Raw genomic sequence first — 23,113 nt, 5'->3', positions numbered from 1 at the left:
GGCATGGTACTACCCGTTAATTTTCAACGCGATCCCTTCGTGGTGCTGGACTTCACCGAACGGAATAACGATCTTCCGGGTCTTGACCTGACCGATACCGCCCGGTTTACTGAGTATGTTTTTGGGCAGCTTCGCCGGAGCGGGGCCATTGTGGGCGTCGGCGGGTACAACGAAAACCGGGTTATCTACCGGCGAAGTGCGCATTTTAACCAGACCGGCGAACCCCGCTGCATTCACCTGGGCATCGACCTCTGGGCCGAAGCCGGAACCCCGGTTTTTGCCCCGCTGGACGGTTTTGTTCACAGTTTTCAGGACAACAATCACTTTGGCGATTACGGCCCAACGATTATTCTGGCCCATCAGCAACCCGGCGAAAAACCGCTTTATTCGCTTTACGGGCACCTTAGCCGCTTGTCGTTGAACGGCTTACGGGAGGGAATGCCGGTGAAAGCCGGGCAGCAGATCGGTGAAATCGGGCCGTATCCCGAAAACGGCGACTGGCCTCCGCACCTGCATTTCCAACTGATGACCGATTTGCTGGGTCATCACGGAGACTTTCCGGGCGTTTGCAGCTTGTCGGAGCGGGAGCGTTACCTGGCGATTTGTCCGGACCCGAACCGGTTGCTGGGTATTCCGGGCCTGTAGCTTAGCGTTCGGTGATGGAAATCGTGATGTCGTGCGGGGCGGGTTCGTCACCACCGAAATACGGGTAAAGCCGATAGCGGTTGGTGCTCTGGACGGTGTTACACCCTCTTGTTATGATAGTTTCCTTGCCTTTAAAGGTGAAGACATAGTTGTCACTGACGATGCTGATTTTATAGTCCGTGGGTTGATTGAGGGCCACCGTGCCGAGTTCCTGCGAAACGCGTTCACCATTGCGGTAACAGTAGGCATAAATGCGCAACGCATTGTCGCGCCAGTTCCAGCCAAAACGGGCGCTGGCGGTTTGATGATGGGCACCACAATCCGAAAAACCGTAAAGTTTGTTGATGTCGTGCTGGTTCTCGGGAATTTTGCTCGTATAAATGGCTGAACTGTCGAACGTGACACTGAACGACAGGCTGGTTTTGGACGTGAACGATAGACCTTCCTGGTCGGCGTAGTGCTGACCAGACCGGATGCGGTAAACCGTCGTAAGCGGACCGGGCTCGTCAGGCGGGTCGGAGGGACCCTTGCAACCGCCAAGTTCGACCAGGCCAATAAACAACAGAGGGAGGAGATAACGCATAGCCATACAAACTCAACGAGCCAACATCAAAAAGTAAGGACAGACGGTGTAGGAACTTTCGACATGGGCAAAATTACCCATACCTAAAAACGGTTAACCATTAGTAATCTTTTACAAATATGCATAAACTTTCTTTCATTGTTTTGAGTTTGCTGAGCCTTTCGTCAGCAACGGCGCAACTTGCGCAGACGCCGGATTTGCCTACCAACCGGATCGTCGTCCTGGGTGATGCCGAACTGGAATTGCCCGCTGATCAGGTCCGCGTAACGGTTACCCTACAATATTCGGACCCAACCGATGCACGGAAGGCGTTCGAGGCTCACCAGGCCGCCGAAAAACGGTTGGTGAAGTTACTCAAAGAGTACCAGATTGACGAGAAGACCATTCAGTATACGTTGTTGCAGGTGCAAAAAAATCAGAACGATATTTATCAAACGGGTGAACGGCGCACCGAAATCGTGACGATGCAACAGGTAATTTTCAACCTCGACAAGCCCGACCGCTATCCGGCCCTGCAACTGGCGCTGATCAATGCTAACTTCAACCGGTTTGCGGCTACGTATCATTCCACCAAAGAAGAACAAAGCAAAAATTTGGTGCTGGAAAAAGCCGTTGAGGTGGCCCGTGGAAAAGCCGTCATCCTGGCAAAAGCCGCCGGTCGAACGCTGGGCGCGGTGTTGAGTGTGCGGGATACAGAAGAAACCGACCCGATCTTGCAGGGGCGGTTTGTGCTGGGAGCAACTGCCATGGCCGAAAGGGTACAGGTAGGCTACGGGGGGAGTTTATTGGATATTCCGCAGACCATCCGTATTCCGGCGCGGGTTAAAGTGACGTATGAATTGAAGTGATTTTTGGCGGAGTTGGTACTATTTTTCAATAAGTTGCTTGAAAACGGGGGTGGTTTGGGATTCTAAACCATCCCTTTCCTATTTTAGCGTGGGAATATTAACCGGCACTTTATGAACAAACTTCTGCTTGTACTAACCCTTTTAATTCGGTCTTTCGCTTTCGCCCAAACCCCACCGGTCTCTCCGGCGACCATTAGTGCTTTCACGAAGGGGATGGAAAAACAACCCGGTTTTTTGCCGTTTTACTGGGATGCCAAAAAAGGCAAAATCTGGCTTGAAATCGACAAGTTCGACACCGAACTGCTGTATTACCCCACGCTGGCGTCGGGCATTGGCTCCAACGACATTGGCCTCGATCGCGGGCGGCTGGGGCAGGAACACATCATCAAGTTTCAGCGCAGCGGCCCGAAGGTGCTGATGGTGGAGCCGAACTACCAGTACCGTGCCATCAGCAACGACCCGCTCGAACGCCGGGCCGTCGAAGAGTCCTTTGCGCAGTCGGTACATTGGGGGTTTGAGGTAGCCGCCGAAGAAGGTAATAGCGTGCTGGTCGACCTCACGCCTTTTCTGCTTCAGGATGCCGTGGGGGCCATTCAGGCCATTAGCCAGACGCGCCAGGGTACATTTCGGCTCGATGCCAGCCGGTGTGCGATGTACCTGCCGCACACCAAATCGTTTCCGCAAAATACCGAGTTTGAAGTTACGATCACGCTGACTGGCGACGCGCCCGGCGCATACCTGCGCTCGGTGGTGCCGACGCCCACCGCCGTGACCATGCGCCAGCACCACTCGTTTGTGCAATTGCCCGAACCCGGTTTTAAACCCCGCGAGTTCGACCCACGCATCGGTTACGGGGGCATCGAGTATTTCGACTATGCTACGCCAGTGAGCCAGCCCATCGTCAAGCGGTATATTTCACGGCACCGGCTGGAAAAGAAAGATCCCAAAGCCGCTGTCAGCGAAGCCGTCAAACCGATTGTGTATTACCTCGATCCCGGCACGCCCGAACCGATCCGGACGGCCCTTCTGGAAGGCACCGCCTGGTGGAATCAGGCGTTTGAAGCCGCCGGGTACAAAGATGCCTTTCAGGTGAAGCTGCTCCCACCCGATGCCGACCCGATGGACATTCGCTATAACCTCGTGCAGTGGGTGCACCGCTCGACGCGCGGTTGGTCGTACGGCGCGAGCATCATCGACCCCCGAACCGGCGAAATCATCAAAGGCAAAGTGACGCTCGGTTCGCTGCGCGTGCGTCAGGATTACCTGATTGCGCAGGGGCTGGTCGGAAAATTCGATACAGATACGTCGCACGTATCCGAAATGATGCAGATGTCGCTCGACCGGCTGCGGCAACTGGCGGCCCACGAAGTCGGGCATACACTTGGCTTGCCGCACAATTATATTGCGAGCACGCAAAACCAGGCGTCGGTGATGGATTATCCGCACATGGTCGCCAAACTGAAAGGGGCCAACATCGACCTCTCGGATGCGTATACGAAACGAATCGGCGACTACGACAAATGGAGCATCATCTGGGGCTACCAGGATTTTCCGGCCGGGACGAACGAAAAACAGGAACTGGATAAGATTGTCCGTCAAATGCACGCCAAAGGGCTGACGTTCCTGACTGACCAGGACGCCCGGCCCGAGGGCAGCGCCCACCCGGCTACGCACCTTTGGGACAACGGAGCCAATGCCGTCGACGAACTGAAGCGGACGCTGGAAGTGCGCCGGGTGGCGCTGGATCATTTCTCTGAGAAGAAAATACCGGCCGGTGCGCCGATGGCGACACTGGAAGAGGTATTTGTCCCGATGTATTTGTTCCACCGGTATCAAACCGAGGCTACGGCCAAGGTGCTGGGCGGACGGACCTACACGAATGCGTTGCGGGGCGATGGGCAGCCGGTTCAGGATGTGGTTCCGGCGGAAGAGCAACGCCGAGCGCTCGATGCCTTGCTGTCGACACTCAATCCGCAGATACTGGCCGTGCCGCCGGTTTTACTCAAATCAATTCCTCCGCGCCCGTTTCGCTACAGCCCGAATACACGGGAAGTGTTCAAACGGCGAACCGGTCTAACGTTCGACCCGCTCGGCCCGCCCGAAGCCGCCGTGGGCATGACGCTGCGGATGCTGCTCAATCCCGAACGCTGCGCCCGGCTGGTCCACCAGAAAATGCTCGATCCGACTCAACTCGGGCTCGACGATGTGCTGAATCAATTGGTCCGAACGGTTTACAAACGGCTCGGCGACCGGGGGTACACCGCCGAAATCAGCCGGATGACCAGCCTGAAAGTGGCCGAACAACTCATCGCGCTGGCCCATAACAAGGATGCCGACGGCACCACCCGCGATCTGGCACACCGGACCTTGCTCCGCATCAAAGGTATGGTAGAACCGACCCTGTCGGATGGCACGTACGGGCTGATTACGCACCTGATCCGGCAATACGAGCAAAACCCGGCGGAGGTCACGACCAGCCCCGTGCTGCCCCCCCCCGACGGCCAGCCCATCGACTCGGGTCAGGAGTGGCTGGAAGGATTGCTGGGCGAACCGGCCTGTGAGTGGAAATGGTAATGAAGGGCGCTGAAGAGCCGGGATATATTCGTCAGGTTTAGTGTTTTAAACCGCATCAACCTACTTTTTACAGAAAGGCAAACAGAACGGCCTGCTTTTGGGCCGTTCTGTTTTTTTTATGCGAGACATAAAAGATAAGTGACCTAAAACCGGGTAGACCGTCGGCTTTTTTCTCTTGTCTGTAGTCTAAAGCCTATCCAAACTAACTCATATGAAAAAAGTACTGGCCTTTATTAGTTTATTAAGTAGTCATTGGGGACTCGCCCAGCAGTCTGCCGATTCGTTGGCGTTGTCCGGCGCACCGACCCGGCCAAAACCGGTTTCCGAAAAAAACGAACTGAAATACAACCTGAACGAGTCGGGCACGCATTTTTTCAAGGCGACTTTTCTTAACCAGACCTGGTTACGGTTTACGGAGAGCAATCCCGGTACCACGGTGACCGGTGATCCGAAAGACAACACCTTCGACATTGGCCTGCGCCGAACCCGAATTCAACTGTTTGGCCAACTCAACGACCGCGTCTTTCTCTACCTTCAGTTCGGGATGAACAACTTCAACTTCCTGAACGGTTTTCCGGCGTATAACACCAGCGGAACGCCCTCGAATCGGAAGATACAGGCGTTTTTTCACGATGCCGTGGGCGAATACACCGTGTTTAAGAACCGCGATTACCTGAAACTCGGCGCCGGACTGACTATTGTGAACGGCCTCTCGCGGTTCAGCCAGCCGAGCATCAGTTCGATTCTGTCGATGGACGTGCCGGTTTTTGCCCAGACCACTGTCGACCAGACCGACGAGTTTTCGCGGAAACTGAGCGTCTACGCCCGCGGTCAGGTTGGGCCGCTCGACTACCGGGTCGTCGTCAGCGATCCGTTCCCGGTTCAGACCAACGGCGCCACCCCGCCTGCGCTCGGCCCCAATGCCAACTTCGCTCTGAAAGGCCATCACAAGCAATTCCAGGGCTTGCTGCTTTACCAGTTTTTTGACAAAGAGTCGCACCAGACACCCGGTTACATGACCGGGACCTACCTCGGGAAAAAGAAAATGCTCAACCTCGAAGCCGGCTTTATTACGCAGAAAAAGGCCACCTGGCATACCGGCGAAACGGTTGCCGATACGGTGTATCAGAACCTGAACCTCTGGTCGGTGGCGGTTTTTCTGGATATGCCGACCAACCGCGCGACGGGTTCGGCCCTTAGCGCCTACCTCGGCTATTTTAACCTGGATTACGGCAAGAATTACCTGCGCTACAACGGGATCATGAATCCGGCCAGCGGCACCACGCAGCCGGTCGGCGGACTGGGCGGTACGCAGGGCAACGCGTTTCCGATGTTCGGAACGGGCAGTGTGGTGTATGGGCAGGTGGGGTATCTGTTTCGGCAAGGATTGTTGGGCGGCAGCGGGACGCTGCTGCCGTACGCACAGGCGCAGATTAACCGGTTTGACCGGGTCGACGGCACGATGGGCATTTACAACCTCGGCCTGAACTGGCTGATCAACGGGCACAACGGCAAGCTGACGCTCGATTACCAAAACCGTCCGTATTTCATCGCATTACCGTCCGGCCAGCTCGACGCGCAGGGCCGTCGCGGGCAGGTCGTGCTGCAATATCAGGTGTTTATCTAAAAGACAAGAGAGCAAAGAAGTGAGACAATAGACCAGGCCCTGATGGACCTAAATTGTCTATTATCTCACTTCTTTGCTCTCTTGTCTTTCTTACAACTCCAGCGTTTTCAACACATCGTTCATGTTCCGAACGGCGTCGGCGGATTTATTGAAAGCGGCTTTTTCGTCTTCATTCAACTCGAAATCGATGATTTTTTCCCAACCATTCCGACCGATCACGACCGGGACGCCCAGGCAGATATCCGACTGGCCGTATTCTCCTTCCAGGTACACGCAGCAGGGGAAAACCCGCTTCTGGTCGCGCACGATGCTTTCGACCAGAATGGCTCCGGCGGCTCCCGGTGCATACCAGGCCGACGTACCGATCAGCTTTGTCAGGGTTGCTCCGCCCACCATCGTATCGGCAGCCACTTTTTGCAGCGTTTCAGCGTCGAGAAACTGGCTGACCGGCACGCCCGAGAAGGTTGCCAGCCGGGTCAGCGGAATCATCGTGGTATCGCCGTGACCGCCGATCACCGTGCCCTGCAAATCGTTGGGCGAGCAGTCGAGGGCCAGCGACAAATAGGTTTTAAACCGGGCCGAATCCAGAATACCGCCCATGCCGATGATGCGGTTTTTGGGCAGTCCGGACGATTTCAGCGCCAGGTACGTCATGGTATCCATCGGGTTGGAAATGATGACGAAAATCGCGTCTGGCGAGTACTTCAGGATGTTTTCGGTCACGCCTTTCACGATGTTGGCGTTGGTCCCGATCAGTTCTTCGCGGGTCATTCCGGGTTTACGCGGCAGACCCGATGTGATCACGACAACATCCGAATTGGCCGTTAATTCGTACTTATTGGAAGAACCCGTGATTTTGACATCACAATCCAGTAACGTAGACGCCTGAAGCATGTCCAGACCTTTGCCTTCGCTCAAGCCTTCTTTGATATCCAGGAGGACGACCTCCTCGGCTAATTCACGGCGGGCGATGTTATCGGCACAGGTCGCACCTACAGCCCCGGCACCTACAACGGTAATTTTCATAGAGTTAATGGTTTAAATTTTGGTAATACTGGTAATATCCTCAGGGACCAGCCGGTTTTTGAATCAATAACGAGTCGGGCAGCGGATGAAGGATTGCCCTGATTTTGACCGGTACAAAAATAGGAGAGCCAGTGAACACTCGTACCGTGCGCTAGGCTTTTTTTTGAAGAATCAGACTTTTGATCCCGAATTTGTGTTATATACGTGTCCAATTTATCAGAGACATTATACAACAATATACCTATGGCAAACCGTCGCTTAGTAACGGCTATTCTCAGTTCTATTTTTTTTCGGCGTTCCACGAAAAAAGCATCGCGGTATGCCCGCAGTGGCAAAAGTCTGCTGGAGTTGCTGCAACGAGTGGCCAACAAATCCCGGTCGCTGGGGGTAGGAGGAAGTTACTCGGCCGCCAAAGACCAGATCAACATCGTCGTGCGGATGGTGCGGGCCTACGCCAAGGGCGAGTACCGGGCCATTTCGGGCAAAACGCTGCTGCGGATGGTGGCCGTGTTGGTGTATTTCGTGTCACCCCTCGATTTCATTCCGGACGTGCTGCCGGTGCTGGGCATGGCCGATGACATCGCGCTCATTCTGTGGCTGGTCAGCTCCATTTCGGAGGATATCGACCGGTTTCGGGAGTGGGAGCGAACCCATTCCTCGGCGATTAAAATTGGGTGAAAACGTTTTTTTAGTGCGCAATAAATTCGTAATATTCGTTACATTTGTAAAGAGTTTCTGCATACACTCATAATTCTTACTATCATGGCATTACTCACAATTTATGCATTCCTGGGCTCACTCGGCGGAACCGAGCTTCTTTTGATTGGTTTGGTGATCCTGTTGTTCTTCGGTGCAAAACGGATTCCCGATCTGATGAAGGGACTTGGCAAAGGCATTAAAGAATTCAAAGACGCTACCAAAGACGTGCGCGAAAATATCGAAGAAGGACTTCGCGATACGAATGTGAAATAAGAATTTAGGAATATCGAACAATGTAGGAATATCGAATAATGAATATTGAATAACGAACTTCGAATTAGACGATGTTCCCTTCAATATTCATTATTCTGGATTCAATATTCGATATTTCCACGATTTTACTCAGACAACAGCTCGGCCTGATCGGTCGTTCTGTTGTCTCTTTTTTTCTACCAGCCGTACCTGAGGTATGCCCGTAAAACCGTACGATTCCCTTTCCGACATTCAGCGTGACCTGGCAGCGGGAGCCATTACCTGCCGCCAACTGGTCGAACACTACCTGCAACGCATCGACGAAAACCGCCATCTCAACGCCTTCGTGGCCGTCTATGCCGATGAAGCCCGTCAGCGGGCCGACGAAGTGGATGCCCGGCTGCAAGCCGGAACAGCGGGCCGACTGGCCGGGATGGTGCTCGGAATCAAGGACGTATTGTGTTACAACCAGCACGGTGTCCAGGCCGGAAGCCGGATCCTCGACGGTTTTGTGTCGCAGTTTACGGCCACGGCGGTGCAACGGGTGATTACGGAAGACGTGATTATCATCGGGCGGCAGAACTGCGACGAGTTTGCGATGGGCTCCTCGAACGAAAACTCGGCCTTTGGGCCGGTGCGGAATGCGTTCGACACCAGCCGGGTGCCGGGCGGTTCGTCGGGTGGTTCGGCGGTGGCGGTGCAGGCCGGTTTGTGTCTGGCGTCGCTGGGGTCCGATACGGGCGGTTCGGTCCGCCAGCCGTCGGCGTTCTGCGGGACGATTGGTCTGAAACCGACCTACGCCCGGGTGTCGCGCTGGGGATTGATTGCCTATGCGTCGTCGTTCGACTGCATCGGGCCGATTACCAAAACCGTCGAAGATGCGGCTTTGCTGCTGGAAATCATGGCGGGTGCCGACGAGTTCGACAGCACCGTGAGCCGTCATCCGGTTCCGGCCTATAGCCAGTCCTTGACGCTCGACCGTTCGCTGCGCATCGGCTACCTGCGCGAAGGGGTCGAGAGCGAGGGCGTCGATCCGGTCATCCGGCAGAAAACGCAGGAAGCGCTCGACCGGCTGCGCGAGCAGGGCCATACCGTTGAACCGGTGGATTTCCCGTTGCTGAAACACATCCTGCCTACCTATTACATCCTGACCACCGCTGAAGCCAGTTCGAACCTGTCGCGGTTTGACGGGGTTCGGTATGGTTTCCGCAGTCCGGAGGCTACCGATCTGGAATCGCTCTACAAAAAATCCAGGACCGACGGTTTTGGCGATGAAGTGCGTCGGCGCATCATCCTCGGTACATTTGCTCTCAGTTCGAGTTATTACGACGCTTATTATACGAAGGCCCAGCAGGTCCGCCGGTTGATTAAAGATGAAACCGATGCGCTCTTTGCCCGGTACGACCTGGTTGCATCGCCCGTGACGCCCACGACAGCTTTCCGGATTGGCGAGAAAGCCAGCGATCCACTACAAATGTACCTGGCTGATATCTTTACGGTCCAGGCCAATGTGGTCGGTTGCCCAGCCATTTCCATTCCGAACGGCACTGACGAAACCGGTCTGCCGATCGGTTTTCAGTTGATGGCCGCTCCGTTCCGGGAAGCCGATCTGCTGGCCACGGCCCAGTCGCTTACCCAACGGGCGGGGGTTGAGGTGTAGGAAAGTGGAACGTGATTTGGCTTCAGGCTGTTTGAAAGAAAAGCCATAAATTAAACAGGGTCATGACAACTCCGGCAGGCAACAATGATGTATTAATTCAAACCATTCAGGGGTTGGGGTATGCTTCACTGGTTGACTTTGCCCGCGAGCAGGCCCGGAGCATCCTCGAACAAAAAATTGCGTATTATCAGAGCCGAGTCGATTTTTTTCAACAGAAATACGGTTTCGATTTTGATCAGTTTAGTCAGCAATTCGACCAAATTAAGCCGTACTCAATGCTGGAAAAAGAAGACGATAGCATGCAGTGGGAAACGGCCCTGGATGTAGTCCGCGCTTATCGAAATGACTTACTGGCTTTAAATCAATGAGTGAAGAAGTTTTCGACCACTTTACCCATTTGATTCTTAAAAATCGGACGATAAGCAATCGCCAGGACGGCCACTTATCAGAATATAAAGCTCGTCTGGTGTTGGTAGATCACTCGATTCTAGAGTTCACGGAAATTCAGATCCACGGCATTCAGTAGCGAAAGTATGCCTTCCAATGGATGAGTGGACAATTTGAGCTTATTATCCGATGGGATAATGCTTCTCATCATCGTCACATCCCGACTTTCCCTCACCACAAGCACGTTGGCGACGAGAACCAGATTGAACCTTCATCGGAAATGCATCTGATGGATGTCCTGCGTTACATTGAGGGCCAATTGACAAGTCAATAACTAGCCTCACTACATACAACCACATACAACCGCTTCTTGGGAAGATCTCCGTCTATTAGCGGTATTTTACCCCAAAAGGCACGGTTCTTGTAACTTGCTTCATTTTCTGACCGCACTTCGTAGCGCAGCCGGGTAGAGACAATTCGGTAAGTTTTCAGGCTTATTTTGCGTGAAAGTTTGATGTGAACTAATTTTTGTCCTATTTTTATCCACCATACCGCTCAGACCACCGGAAATACGTAACCAAAATGTAACCAAAAACCTGCTCATGTCGAACCTGAAGAAGACCCTTCACGGCCTCCGCTTGGCTTGTATTGCCTTGATTTTTGTCAGTGTTAGCCCCCGCTCCTGGGGCGCTTATTTCCAGGCCGACACCAATGGTGTCAGAGCCGACGTCAACGAAGAGACAACCATTGATGTACAGGATGTGCCCGAGGTGTTGTCCATTCCGGAACCCGTTTTGCGGGAGCGGCTGGCCAAACTCGAAAAGGACATTCCGCTGAACTACAACAAAACCGTCCACGGCTTCATCGACTACTTCACCTTCCGGAAGCCGAGTTACACCAAAAAAGTGCTGGAGCGTGTACCCATGTTTTTTCCGCTGTACGAACGGGTACTGGCCCAACACGAAATTCCCGACGAGCTGAAATACCTGTCCATTGTTGAGTCCTCGCTCGACCCGAAAGCGGTGTCGCGCGTGGGTGCCGGGGGGCTCTGGCAGTTTATGCCGTATACGGGCGAAGAATACCAACTGTATCAGGATCAATACGTTGATGAGCGGATGGACCCGGTTAAATCGACGGATGCGGCATGCCGGTACCTGAAGCGGTTATACAATGTCTTCGGTGACTGGCACCTGGCTCTGGCAGCTTACAACAGCGGCCCCGGAACGGTTAAGCGGGCCATGCGACGGTCGGGGGGCGATTCGTTCTGGACCATCTATGACTACCTGCCGAAAGAAACCCGGGCGTATGTGCCACAGTTTATCGCCCTGACTTACATGATGAACTACGCCAACGACCACGGGATCTACGCCGAGCGGCCCGAATACCCGATTCCCTGCGATACCATTCACGTCAACGGCTACCTGTCGATCGAGCGGTTTTGCCAATACAGTGGGGTGCCGCTGACCGAAATCCAGAAAATGAACCCCTCGATCATGACCGGTGTGTTGTCCGATCAGACGCGCGGTTTTGTGTTGCGGGTACCCAAAGCGCATTTTGATTACTTTGCGGCCAACCGCCGGGCCATTCTCGATTCGGCAGGCCGCTCGCCAATGGTGTCGACGAACATGCTGCTGGCAACCACCGAGAGCGTGGATTACGGGTCGGGTTCGGCTACCAAACGCGATCATTTCCCCTTTACGGATGCCAATGAGGAACAGGCCCGGGAGTCGCAGCTTGTGGTAGCGGCCAATTCACTGGCGGAAGAGGAGGAAGATGTGGAGCAAGTGGTCCGTCGGAAACCCAAAAAGTTGGTGTATGTCGTGAAGAAAGGGGAGGCTTTGTCGAACATTGCAGAAAAATACAATGTCGAAGTCTACGACCTGAAGAAATGGAATCACCTGCGATCAAATCGAATTCAACGGGGTCAGAAGCTGACCATTCTGCGCGAACCGGCTGTACCATCGACCTCGACTCGCCTGGCCAGTACCGCCAAAAGCCAGCTCAAAACTGAGGTGGCTAAAAAAACGAAAAGCTACAAACCGAAATACCACCGCGTTCAGGAAGGCGATACGCTATGGAATATTTCACAGCGCTACAGCGACCTGACCGTTGAAGAACTGAAGAAACTAAACAAAATCAAAGGTAACTCCCTCAAACCCGGCCAGCGCCTAATCGTAGGTTAGTTAAGAGTTATGAGTTAAGAGTTAAGAGTTGGCTCCGCCGTTTTCTGGAAAGTGGCGGAGCCAACTCTTAATTCTTAACTCATAACTCTTAACTCTTTTGTATCTTTGTTGGGTGAAAACCCGCTTTTTGACGGGTTGCCAAGCCCTTGTATGATTGCTTACATCACTGGAAAAGTTGCCCACAAAGAGCCAACACTGGTTATTCTGGAAACCAACGGAATTGGCTACGAAATCCACATCTCCCTGTATACCTCGACGGCTTTGCCCAAACCGGGTGAATCGTATAAACTGTTTACCTACCAGCATATCCGTGAGGATGCCCAGACGCTATACGGTTTTGGGGAACTGGATGAAAAAACGCTTTTCCTGGATTTGATCGGCGTTTCGGGCATTGGTCCAAACACGGCGCTTACGATGCTATCGACGCTGGCACCCAACGAACTCCGGCAGGCTATCCTGATGGAAAATGTCAAGGCTGTACAGAGCATTAAAGGGATCGGTAGCAAAACCGCCCAGCGGGTTATTCTGGAACTGCGTGACAAAATGAAGAAAGCCGGTATTCTGGCCCAAGCCGACACCCCGAATTACCGCATGTCGGCCAACCCCGTGCGCGATGAAGCTTTGGCCGCGCTGGTCACGCTGGGAATCCCAAAACCGGTTGCCGAAAAAAGCCTCGACACCATCCTCAAGCGGGAAGGGGATGAACTCAGTGTTGAGCAGCTTATCCGTCTGGCTCTCAAGTAGTTAAAAGTTAAAAGTTAAAAGTTAAAAATAGGATACTACGCGTCAGCCTACTTTTAACTTTTAACTCTTCACTTTTAACTAAAATATTGGCAAGGTTTTCGCCGTTTGCTTGTAGAGATAAACTCCTTTTGAAGAAAACGCCTTATCCACCGAATCAAATTATACGTGCCTCTCTTGGAATGTGTTGAGTACCACCGATTGACCCGGCCGGGGATCAGGAACGGCCGGTTTGGCCCTTGGTTGGTTGTGCTGTGTGCGTTATTATTCGGACCGGTTTGGACAAACCGGGTGGCGGGCCAGACAACCCCGCGCCGACGGGCGGTTTCACAGGCCGATTCAATCGCCCGTGCCCGTCAGGATAGCATCCGGGCGACCCGCTCGGCCGAACGTCGGCCGATTATTCGCTGGCGCGACCGGTATGTGAGTCCTTTTTCCGTTACACTGCCTAAATCACCGTTTTTACTGCGCGACCCCCGCGTTGTGGGTACCGACATTCAACTCGACAGCGCCGGGCAAATTTCCGTGCGCGAGCGCATAGGGGCATCCGTAGGAACAACGCGTCCTACACCCGGTGTTGGGTCGCAGCCGGCCGCTACAACCGGTGTGATTGGAGCGAATCCCGGACCAACTACTCCCAGTCCGGTTTCATCGGGTTTGCCGTTCCGTCCGGCCGAAACCATGTCGTACGAAGAGTATAACCGTTTACAGAACCAACGTGTTCAAAAAAGTTTATGGCGGGAGTACAGCGCCCGTAGCGAAGGCAAGAGCGCGGTGAGCGGGCGGGGGCTGTTGCCCAAACTGGAACTACCGCCGGTTTTTGATCGACTTTTCGGTGGTAGCCTGGTGGATTTCAAGCCGAATGGGTTCGTGATGCTCGATTTTGGGTATCTGTACCAATTTATTGACAACCCGATCATTCCGGTTTTGCAACGCCGGAACGGGAATTTCATTTTCAACGAACAAATTAACATCAACTTCAACGGGAAGATTGGTGAACGCTTGGGCATCACGGCCAACTACGATACCAAATCCAGTTTCAACTTCGAGAACGTCCTGAAGCTGAATTACCGGCCGCCGGTTCCGAATCTGCCCAATGCCAATAACCTGACTAATGGGCTACCCGGTTTGCCCACAAACCCGCTGAACGGTAGTTTGCCCAATGCAGGCAGTATGCTCCCCTCGACTGTCCCGCAGTTTCAGGCGCAGGACCCGAGCATCATTCAGGGGCTGGAAGCCGGTAACATCAACTGGCAACTCAGCAGTCAACTCATTCCGGGCGTGCAGAACCTGTTCGGCGTGAAGACCCAGTTACGCTTCGGGAAGCTGTATGCAACCGTCGTGGCCTCACAGCAGCGTTCGAAACAGGAAGAAATCACGATCAAAGGCGGGGCCATGCAGCGGCCCTTCGAAATCCGGGTCGATACCTACGACGAAAACCGGCACTTCTTTCTGTCGAGCTTTTTCCGGGATAATTACGAACGGTCGCTGAAGAAGTTGCCGCAGATTATGTCGGGTGTAACTGTAACTCGTTTAGAGGTATACGTAACAAACCGGACGAATACCACGACATCCTTACGAAACATCGTTGGTTTTACCGATCTGGCCGAACCGCAGCCCTACAACCGGAACAACCCGAATCTGCAACCGATCAACCCCAACCCCGGCGCTCCCGCCGACAACACGAGCGGCAACGGCTTGTACAACCGGGTCAAAGATAACCCGGCCATCCGCCAGGTCGACCAGACGGGTTCGCTGCTTGAAGGGACCTTCAATTTTGCCAAAGGAATTGATTTTGAACTGTTGCGCGGAGCCAAACGGCTGACCGAAACCGAATTCAAGTTTCAGCCCGAACTGGGGTACATTTCCCTCGTCACTCCGCTGCGCAACGACGAGGTGCTGGCGGTTTCGTATGAGTATACCTATCAGGGCCGTAAATACAAAGTAGGGGAATTGACGGAAGATTATCAAAACCGCCAGGATAACGAAGTGCTGATTCTGAAGCTGTTGAAGTCGTCGACCATCCGCAACAACACCCAGTTGCCGATGTGGAACCTGATGATGAAGAACATCTATTCGCTGAACACTTCGCAGATCAACCGGCAGAATTTTCAACTGCGGGTGATCTACAAGGATGACCTGACCGGAATCGACAACCCGAACCTCCAGGAAAGTAACCTGGCCAATATTCCGCTGGTACAGGTCTTCAACATGGACCAGGTCAATGCCCAACTCGACCAGCAACCCGATGGTAACTTTGACTACGTAGAAGGAGTAACCATCGATAGCCGTTACGGCCGGGTGATCTTCCCGGTGCTGGAACCGTTCGGGTCGTACCTGTCCAACCGGTTTAATGATGCAAACGCGGATGTTTACCGTTCCAAATACGTCTTCAACGAATTGTACCGCAACACGCTGGTCGATGCGCAGCAGATTGCCGGAAAGAACAAGTTCTTCCTGAAAGGGAGCTATCAGTCGTCGACGGGTGGCGATGTGTCGCTGCCGTACGGGGTCGATGAGAAATCGGTGCAGGTGACGGCGGGCGGGGTGCCGCTGACGCCGGGCGTCGACTTTGTGGTGGAATCGCAGATTGGCCGGGTGCGGTTTTTGAACGAAAGCCTGACGAACTCCGGGCAGGAAATCAAGGTGCGCTACGAGCGTCCGGACCTGTTCCAGAACCAGATTCGGCGGCTGATCGGAACGCGGCTCGATTACAAGCTGAGCCCCGACGTGAACATCGGGATGACAGCCATGAACATGCGCGAAACCCCCGCCGGTTTTCTGACCCGTGTCGCCATCGGCAACGAACCCGTCAACAACACCATTCTGGGCTTCGACGCCACCATCCGGAAAGATTCGCGGCTGCTGACCAAACTGCTCGACGGCCTGCCGCTGATCCAAACGAAAGAGCTGTCGAACATTGCCTTCCAGGGCGAAGTGGCGCAGTTGTTCCCGGGCGTAGCTCCGCGCGTCAACAACAATGCGTTTATCGACGACTTTGAAGCGGCCCGGACGATCTACGACCTGACCCGGACACCGACCCGCTGGCGGCTCGGTTCGACACCGACGACCCCCGGCCGCGACTTTCCGCAGGGAACCTTTGCCGAGCCGTTGTCCTACGCTTTTAACCGCGCCCGGATTTCGGTCTACACCGTCGACAATACGCTGGCGGCTTCCAACATCGTCGGTAACCAGGCACCGCAAACCAACCTGACCGATGCGGATCTGACCAACCATTATGAACAGTTTTTCAATTCAAACGAACTGTTTCAGGGGCGTTCGCTCCGGCTGGTCAATCTGCCAGAGAATATTCTCGACGTGGCCTACTTTCCGAAAGAACGCGGGATGTACAATTTTAACCCCAATCTGGACGCCGACGGCCGGCTGGCCGGTGACCCGAAAAAGAACTTCGGAGCCGTGATGCGGGCCATTTCGTCGGATGCCGATTTTGACAACGCCAACATCGAGAACATCGAGTTCTGGCTGTTGGACCCGTTTCTTGGTGTCACTGATACTACCAATGCCACCATCCGCGACGGGTTCGAAAACCGGGCCAATGTGACGGGCGGGAAATTGATTTTCAACCTGGGCGATGTGTCGGAAGATGTAATCAAAGACAGCCGGTTCGGGTTTGAAAACGGGCTGGCCGTTCCGAACAGTCCCATTCCCGATTCGACGGCCTGGGGCCGCGTCACGCGCTCGCAGTTTGTGACGCAGGCTTTTGACAACGTGACGCGCTCCCAGCAGGATGTTGGGCTGGATGGGTTGAGCAACCGGGATGAAAATACCTACTTCAAAAGTTACATCGATCAGGTGTCACCCCGTCTGAATGCCAGAGCCCGCGAACGGCTGCTGAGCGACCCGGCCAATGACGACTTTATATTTTATTACGGCCAGCGGGCCGATTCGGTCAAGTACATCGTCAGCCGCTACAAGCAGTACATGGGCATGGAAAACAACTCGCCCGAGTTGCAGGACCGCAACCAGTTGGTCACGCCCGCATCGACCACGCTGCCCGACATCGAGGACCTGAACACCGACAATACCATCAACGACAACGAAGCGTATTACGAATACGAAATCAACCTGAAACCGGGCCAACTGGAAGTCGGGAAGGGCTATATCGTTGATAAAGTGGATGTAGTGAAAAACGGCCGGACCGTCACCTGGTATCAGTTCCGGATTCCGGTTCGCGACAATCCGAGGAAAGTTGGTAACATCAACGGATTTAAGTCGATGCGGTTTGCCCGGATGTACCTGACCGAGTTTGATCAGCCCGTGGTACTGCGGTTTGCCCAGTTGCAACTGACGGCCAACCAATACCGGAAATACACCGGCGACCTGTCGGCGCGCGGTTTGCAGGAAGTTCCCGAACCGTATGATGCCCAGTTTAAAGTCGCCACGGTCAACGTGGAAGAAAACAGCGGAGCCGGAACGGGTAACAACAAATTCGTGTACCGCGTACCGCCGGGCTTCCAGCGCGACCGCGATTTTACACAGATCAACCAGGTCGAACTCAACGAACAGTCGATGAGCCTCAGCGTCACCAACCTGCGCGACGGCGATTCCCGGGCGGCTTTCCGGAACACCAACCAGGATCTGGTGTTCCGTGAGCGGTTGAGGATGTTCATCCACATGCACAACGAAGAAGAGGAAAGCGGTCAGGTATCGGCTTTCATCCGGCTCGGAACGGATTTTACGGATAACTTCTACGAAATCGAAATCCCGAATCTGGTGGCAACGCCCGCCGGTCCCCGGACGGCCGATGTCGTCTGGCCGACGGAGAACGAACTCGATATTGCACTCGATGAACTGATCAATCTGAAAGCGGAGAAAAACCGGCAATTTTCGCGGACCTCCTTACAGCCCTTCACCCTCAACAGCCAGGATGGGCGGTATAAGCTGACGGTGGTCGGGAACCCGGATTTGAGTGCGGTGCAGGTCATTATGATCGGGGTGCGAAACCCCAAATCGGCCGATGAGCGGTCAAAAAGCTTTACCATCTGGGTTAACGAACTCCGCGCCAACGGCTTCGACCAGACGGCCGGGCGGGCGGCTGTTGGCGTGCTGAATGCCAAACTGGCCGATGTGGCCACGGTGACGGCTTCGGGCAAGATTACCACCTTTGGCTTCGGCGGGGTGCAACAACGCATCAGCGAACGGTCGCGCGAGACGACGAGCGAATACGGCATTCAGTCGCAGATTGCAGTCGATAAACTATTGCCCGAAAAATGGGGCTTGCGGATTCCGCTGTACATCAATTACGACCAGCGCCTGAGCCAGCCGCATTTCAACCCGCTCGATCCGGATACACCGCTGGAAACCACGCTATCGACCCTGAACGAAAACGAGCGGTCGCGCTACCGGCGGCTGGTCGAAGATCGGGCCGTTCGGCGAGGGTTCAATTTGTCGAACTTCCGGAAGGTGAAAACCAACCCGAACGCCAGAAACCATTTTTACGATTTCGAAAACTTCTCGTTTACCTACGCTAAAAACGAAGCGACCCGGACGAACATTCTGACGGAAGAATACACCCAGCGGCAAACCCGGGGCAGTATTGCGTACGTTTACAGCGCTCAACCCAAGCCGTTCGAGCCGTTCAAGCGGTTTGAGGCACTGGAGCGGCCCTACCTACGCTGGCTGCGTGATTTTAACCTGACGTTGTTGCCCACACAAGTAGCCATTCGGGGGGAGGTCGACCGGAGTTTTATCAAAACGCAGCTTCGGAATTCGGAGCTGACCACCGACGGTATTGTGCCGCAGTTTGAAAAGTATTTCTGGTTCAACCGGACGTATGATCTGCAGTGGAACCTGACCCGCAATTTGATTCTGACTTATAACGCCCGGACAAACGCCATCATCGACGAACCGGCTGGGGATCTGAATACCCAGGCCAAAATTGACTCGGTCTGGGCGAACGCCAAGCGGTTTGGCCGGACGAAAAACTTTGAGCAAAATATTCGAACCACGTACCGGATGCCGCTGGACAAAATTCCGCTGCTCGACTGGATTGCGGCCGATCTGAACTACAACATCCGGTATCAGTTTCAAGCCAATTCATTCGGCATTACCGATACGCTGGGCGTTCCATTCGGGAACACGATTCAAAACCGCCGGGAGTGGGGGGTACAGGGACGGGTCGATTTCATCCGGCTTTATAACAAAATCAAGTCGTTGCGGTTTGCCAATACGCCTTCACCCCCGCGCAAAAACTTTACCCGCAACCCGGGTGACGTGGAGGATATTCAGCGTTCGGAAAGCCGGGTGCTGAAGAGCTTCGTCCGGACGCTGCTGACCGTGCGGGGTATTAACTTCAACTATGCGGTGGAAGAATCGACCTTCCTGCCCGGTTTTCTGCCGACGCCCCGTTTCTTCGGGATTTCGCGTGAGAATGCGCCGGGGCTGCCGTTTGTGCTGGGCAGTCAGAACCGAAACATTCATCGCCAGGCGGCCGAGCGGGGCTGGCTGACGCGCAGTGTGGTTCAGAACCAGCCGTTTACGCAAACGCTGGCGAAGAAGTTCGACGCCCGGACGACGCTGGAACCGTTCAAGGATTTTCGGATTACGGTCGAAGCCCGGCTAACCCGGCAGGATAGCTACCAGGAGTTTTTCCGGCCCGATTCGACGGGCCAGTTTACCAGTCAGAACCCTTTGCGGAACGGCCAGTTCAGCATGTCGTTTCTGTCGTTCAAAACCGCCTTTACGAAGAAGAACCGCGACAATTCCTCGCCGATTTTCGACCGGTTTGCCGAATACCGCAAGATTATCCTGAACCGGCTGCTGCAACTGAATTCGGGTGTCGGAAGTGGAGGTGAATACAACCTGACCTCGCAGGATGTGTTGATTCCAGCGTTCTTCGCGGCTTACAGCGGCAAAGATCCGAATACCGTAAAAATCAACCCGTTCCTGCGGTTTCCGCTGCCCAACTGGCGGGTCGATTACAACGGTCTGTCGCAACTGAAACCGTTCCAGAAGCTGTTCAGCGCCTTTACGCTTTCGCACAGCTACAACTCAACCTATAGCGTGGGAAACTTTACCTCCTCGCTCGACTACGAAGCCGCCTATGTCAACCTGGCCGTGATGGGCTATCAGCTTGGTACACGCTACAACGAAGACAATCAGTTTATTCCGGTTTTTGTCATGAGTACCATCACGATGACTGAGCGGTTTGCGCCCCTGCTGGGCGTGACGTTCCGGACGCAGAGTAAGATCAGCGGAGGGATGGAATACAACCAGGACCGGAGCGTCGCGCTGAATCTCTCGAATGCGCAGGTGGCCGAACTAACCAACAAAGACATTACGTTCCGGGTTGGCTTTACGAAGTCGAATTTCCGGATTCCGTTCAAGATCAACGGCGCGTATCGCCGGTTGAAGAATGACCTGACATTCAACTGCAACCTGACGTTCCGCGATACCCGCACCGTCCAACGGAAGTTCGACGACTCCGCTTCGTCAAACAACGAGAAAGGGGTTGGGGAGCAGATTATTACGGCGGGGAACGTCAATTTTCAACTACGACCGCAGTTGAGTTACGTGGTAAGTCGCCGGTTGAATGTGCAGGTGTATTTTGATCGGACCTTTAATGATCCGCTGGTTTCCAATTCGTTCCGCCGGGCAACCACGGCGGGCGGGGTGCAGGTACGCTTTAATTTAGCCGAGTAAAAGGGATTCTGGCCCGTCCCTTTAATCAGATTTGCAACCGTCTGACCCCGTTTGGTGGTTATAGGCGTATAGGTTCTCTACTGTATGAAAATCCACCGGCAGGCCGTCGTTTATTTCCTGATTTTTAGTGTAGTTGGCTTCTCGGCCCGGGCGCAGGGGAAACTGGTTCGTTTCGCCCAAAAGGTGCTTAATGATACCTCCTCGGCGGCTACTTCCAAACTGCTGGTTTTTCCGACAGCCGGTTTTGCCCCCGAAACCAGCCTGGAATTGGGCGTGCGGGCCTTTTCGCTGTTTTACGCCAAACGGGATACGGTCGTCAACCGGTTGAGCGAAATTGTCTTGTACTCGTTTGTTACTCTGAAAGGACAGTTTGGCGTCTTGCTGGAGAACGCGGCTTATACGAACAAAAACACGTATTTTTTTCTGGGCCGTGCCCGGTATCAGCAGTTTCCGTTGCTTTACTACGGGATTGGCCCCAACACGCCATCGGTCAATCCGGCGCTGGTCAACTCCAGTTATTTTCAGATTCGGCAGCGTATTCTGCGGAAGGTGATCAGGAATTGGTATGCCGGGGCCGAAGCGGATTTTCAGACCATCCAGCGGGTTTCATTTGAATTTGACGAACAGCACCCGCCGGGCTACCGTCTGCCGCTCGGGGGCGAAGGCTCCACTACGGTCGGGCTGGGGGCTGCTGTGGTCTATGATGACCGTAAAAACGTGCTGAATGTTCGGAAAGGCCACTTTCTGGAAACCGGTTTGCTCTGGTACCGTCCCGGTTTTGGGAGTGATTTTTCGTACCAGAGCGTCGTGCTCGACGGCCGCCTGTACCGTCCGCTGGGCCAGCCAAACCGGGTGCTGGCGCTGCAACTGGCCGGAACGTTTATGACCGGTGCTATTCCCTTCAACAACCTGGGGCTGCTCGGGGGCGAATCGCTGATGCGGGGCTATTATTTGGGTCGGTATCGGGACAAAAGCGTCCTGGCCGGGCAGGCCGAACTGCGCTGGTTGCCGTTTGGGTTCAGCAAGCGCTGGGGCGGCACACTCTTCGCCGGGCTTGGTAGCGTAGCCCCGGCAGTCCGGGATTTTCAACTGAATCAGGTGCGCTGGGCGGCCGGGGGCGGTGTCCGGTTTTTGTTTTTCCAGAAAAAAGACGTCTTCCTACGGGCCGATCTGGGCGTCACGCGGGAAGGAACCGGTTTTTACGTCTCGCTGGGCGAAGCGTTCTGACCATCACGCCAGATTCCGGCCAATCCAGTAAGCCAGCACCACGGCAAAAGCAATCCAACTGGCGGTTTTTCCATAAAACCGGTGTCGAATACCCGCAGAATGGTTTCGCAACGGCGTGTACTCAATGAGCAGTCCTACCAGGACATACGGCAGCGACAGCACCAGCAACGGATTGTAGCCATACGCCTGCGCCAGATGACCATGCATCAGTTGATGCAGGCAACGTTGGGAACCGCAACCGGGACACTGCAGGCCGGTCAGCAACCGGAACGGACAGGGCGGAAAAATGGACACCTGACCCGGATCGAACCGGAAATACAAGACCGCGAGCCCCAGGACGCCCGCTCCAGCCAGGACTCGCCCGGCTTGCTTAATAAAACGAACTGGTAACTCCACTGAGAACACCGATAAAAACAAGGGCCAGCCACAACACAAAAAGCCCAATGGAGACGAAGAAGCCAATTTTGGTCCATTTGCCTGCCTCTTCGGAAGCACGCTGTGCTCCGGCAAAATCTCCGTTCGAATAGCGTGTGTCGACGTTGGATGCATTGATGATCCCGGCAATGCCAAACGGCAGGCAGCAGAACAGCGTGACCAGAATCGACTCAACCAGCCAGGTTTTGGGCTTCGGCATCGAGGAACCTAGGGGCTGGTTCGGGGTGTACGACTCCTGAAAAGGCCGGTTTACGGCCGGAGGAACGGCGGAGGGTTCAATGGGCGTGGCTGGCAGCGGTTGCGTGCCCGATAACGTCTCGTTGATTTCGGGAACCAGACGGGCTTCGGTCCAGTCGGGCAGGCCCTGCGTCCAGACTTTTGTTTCCGGGGTGAGCGGTTTGCCTCGTAACTCGTCCAGCGTAAACGGGCCAAATTGCTGGTTGCCCTCCAGGTAATAATACTGCTTCATGAACGGGTAAAGGATTCGTTTCGAATGAAACCGGCAACCTGCCGGTGTGCCGATTGAATGGTAAGTTAGGAAAAGAAGTGAACTTAGGTTTATCT

At 54.4% G+C, this 23,113-nt stretch carries 17 protein-coding genes and 1 pseudogene; 14 read left to right on the top strand and 4 right to left on the bottom strand.

The annotated features are described in order from the left end of the window. Positions 1-3 precede the first annotated feature (3 nt). On the top strand, positions 4-645 hold the full coding sequence (locus ACO2Q8_RS20575) for a peptidoglycan DD-metalloendopeptidase family protein (protein ID WP_423346736.1): 642 nt from the start codon (positions 4-6) through the stop codon (positions 643-645). Position 646: 1 nt separating this feature from the next. On the opposite strand, the gene ACO2Q8_RS20570 is transcribed toward ACO2Q8_RS20575, so the two are convergent. After that, entirely contained in the window at positions 647-1,228 is a 582-nt protein-coding gene (locus tag ACO2Q8_RS20570; RefSeq protein WP_423346735.1) for a hypothetical protein, read from the bottom strand. A 119-nt stretch (positions 1,229-1,347) separates the two neighbouring features. On the opposite strand from ACO2Q8_RS20570, the gene ACO2Q8_RS20565 reads away from it, so the two are divergent. The 3 genes from ACO2Q8_RS20565 (at position 1,348) to ACO2Q8_RS20555 (ending at position 6,277) form a co-directional block, all read left to right on the top strand. Further along, complete coding sequence (locus ACO2Q8_RS20565; RefSeq protein ID WP_423346734.1) at positions 1,348-2,076, top strand: SIMPL domain-containing protein; 729 nt, start codon at positions 1,348-1,350, stop codon at positions 2,074-2,076. Positions 2,077-2,187: 111 nt separating this feature from the next. Continuing rightward, complete coding sequence (locus ACO2Q8_RS20560; RefSeq protein ID WP_423346733.1) at positions 2,188-4,650, top strand: zinc-dependent metalloprotease; 2,463 nt, start codon at positions 2,188-2,190, stop codon at positions 4,648-4,650. 211 nt (positions 4,651-4,861) lie between these two features. Continuing rightward, entirely contained in the window at positions 4,862-6,277 is a 1,416-nt protein-coding gene (locus tag ACO2Q8_RS20555; protein ID WP_423346732.1) for a hypothetical protein, read from the top strand. Positions 6,278-6,367: 90 nt separating this feature from the next. Here ACO2Q8_RS20555 and mdh read toward each other — a convergent pair whose 3' ends face one another. Beyond that, positions 6,368-7,303: a malate dehydrogenase gene (mdh, locus tag ACO2Q8_RS20550; protein WP_423346731.1), complete on the bottom strand. Its 936-nt coding sequence runs from the start codon at positions 7,301-7,303 to the stop codon at positions 6,368-6,370. Positions 7,304-7,546: 243 nt separating this feature from the next. Here mdh and ACO2Q8_RS20545 point away from each other — a divergent pair, with 243 nt between their 5' ends. From ACO2Q8_RS20545 to ACO2Q8_RS20505, 9 genes and pseudogenes are all read left to right on the top strand, one after another. Further along, a complete protein-coding gene (locus ACO2Q8_RS20545) occupies positions 7,547-7,981 on the top strand; it encodes a YkvA family protein (protein WP_423346730.1) in 435 nt (144 codons plus the stop codon). Positions 7,982-8,065: 84 nt separating this feature from the next. Then, positions 8,066-8,275: a Sec-independent protein translocase subunit TatA/TatB gene (locus tag ACO2Q8_RS20540; protein WP_114408458.1), complete on the top strand. Its 210-nt coding sequence runs from the start codon at positions 8,066-8,068 to the stop codon at positions 8,273-8,275. A 196-nt stretch (positions 8,276-8,471) separates the two neighbouring features. Next, positions 8,472-9,914, top strand: a complete 1,443-nt coding sequence (gene gatA / locus ACO2Q8_RS20535; RefSeq protein WP_423346729.1) for an Asp-tRNA(Asn)/Glu-tRNA(Gln) amidotransferase subunit GatA — start codon at positions 8,472-8,474, stop codon at positions 9,912-9,914. Between the two features lie 62 nt (positions 9,915-9,976). Further along, positions 9,977-10,282 (top strand): hypothetical protein, encoded by a 306-nt coding sequence (locus ACO2Q8_RS20530; protein ID WP_423346728.1) that lies wholly within the window; start codon positions 9,977-9,979, stop codon positions 10,280-10,282. A 170-nt stretch (positions 10,283-10,452) separates the two neighbouring features. Continuing rightward, a pseudogene (locus ACO2Q8_RS20525) lies at positions 10,453-10,635 on the top strand (toxin-antitoxin system TumE family protein); the annotation flags it as partial. Between the two features lie 268 nt (positions 10,636-10,903). Next, a complete protein-coding gene (locus tag ACO2Q8_RS20520) occupies positions 10,904-12,484 on the top strand; it encodes a LysM peptidoglycan-binding domain-containing protein (protein ID WP_423346727.1) in 1,581 nt (526 codons plus the stop codon). A gap of 150 nt (positions 12,485-12,634) precedes the next feature. Further along, positions 12,635-13,228: a Holliday junction branch migration protein RuvA gene (gene ruvA, locus ACO2Q8_RS20515; RefSeq protein WP_423346726.1), complete on the top strand. Its 594-nt coding sequence runs from the start codon at positions 12,635-12,637 to the stop codon at positions 13,226-13,228. A 246-nt stretch (positions 13,229-13,474) separates the two neighbouring features. Further along, positions 13,475-20,887, top strand: a complete 7,413-nt coding sequence (gene sprA, locus ACO2Q8_RS20510; RefSeq protein WP_423346725.1) for a cell surface protein SprA — start codon at positions 13,475-13,477, stop codon at positions 20,885-20,887. A gap of 84 nt (positions 20,888-20,971) precedes the next feature. After that, a complete protein-coding gene (locus ACO2Q8_RS20505) occupies positions 20,972-22,114 on the top strand; it encodes a BamA/TamA family outer membrane protein (protein ID WP_423346724.1) in 1,143 nt (380 codons plus the stop codon). 3 nt (positions 22,115-22,117) lie between these two features. Here the strand turns inward: ACO2Q8_RS20505 and ACO2Q8_RS20500 are convergent, their stop codons facing one another. Continuing rightward, positions 22,118-22,378, bottom strand: coding sequence for a DUF2752 domain-containing protein (locus tag ACO2Q8_RS20500; protein ID WP_423346907.1), 261 nt, complete (start codon positions 22,376-22,378; stop codon positions 22,118-22,120). Here ACO2Q8_RS20500 and ACO2Q8_RS20495 point away from each other — a divergent pair. Next, a complete protein-coding gene (locus ACO2Q8_RS20495) occupies positions 22,316-22,504 on the top strand; it encodes a hypothetical protein (RefSeq protein WP_423346910.1) in 189 nt (62 codons plus the stop codon). The genes ACO2Q8_RS20500 and ACO2Q8_RS20495 overlap by 63 nt on opposite strands. Here the strand turns inward: ACO2Q8_RS20495 and ACO2Q8_RS20490 are convergent. Further along, positions 22,485-23,018: a CD225/dispanin family protein gene (locus ACO2Q8_RS20490; RefSeq protein WP_423346723.1), complete on the bottom strand. Its 534-nt coding sequence runs from the start codon at positions 23,016-23,018 to the stop codon at positions 22,485-22,487. The genes ACO2Q8_RS20495 and ACO2Q8_RS20490 overlap by 20 nt on opposite strands. Positions 23,019-23,113: the final 95 nt, after the last annotated feature.

Source organism: Larkinella sp. VNQ87 (genome assembly GCF_049445795.1).
GTDB lineage: Bacteria > Bacteroidota > Bacteroidia > Cytophagales > Spirosomataceae > Larkinella.
This window is presented reverse-complemented; position numbering and strand designations above follow the sequence as displayed.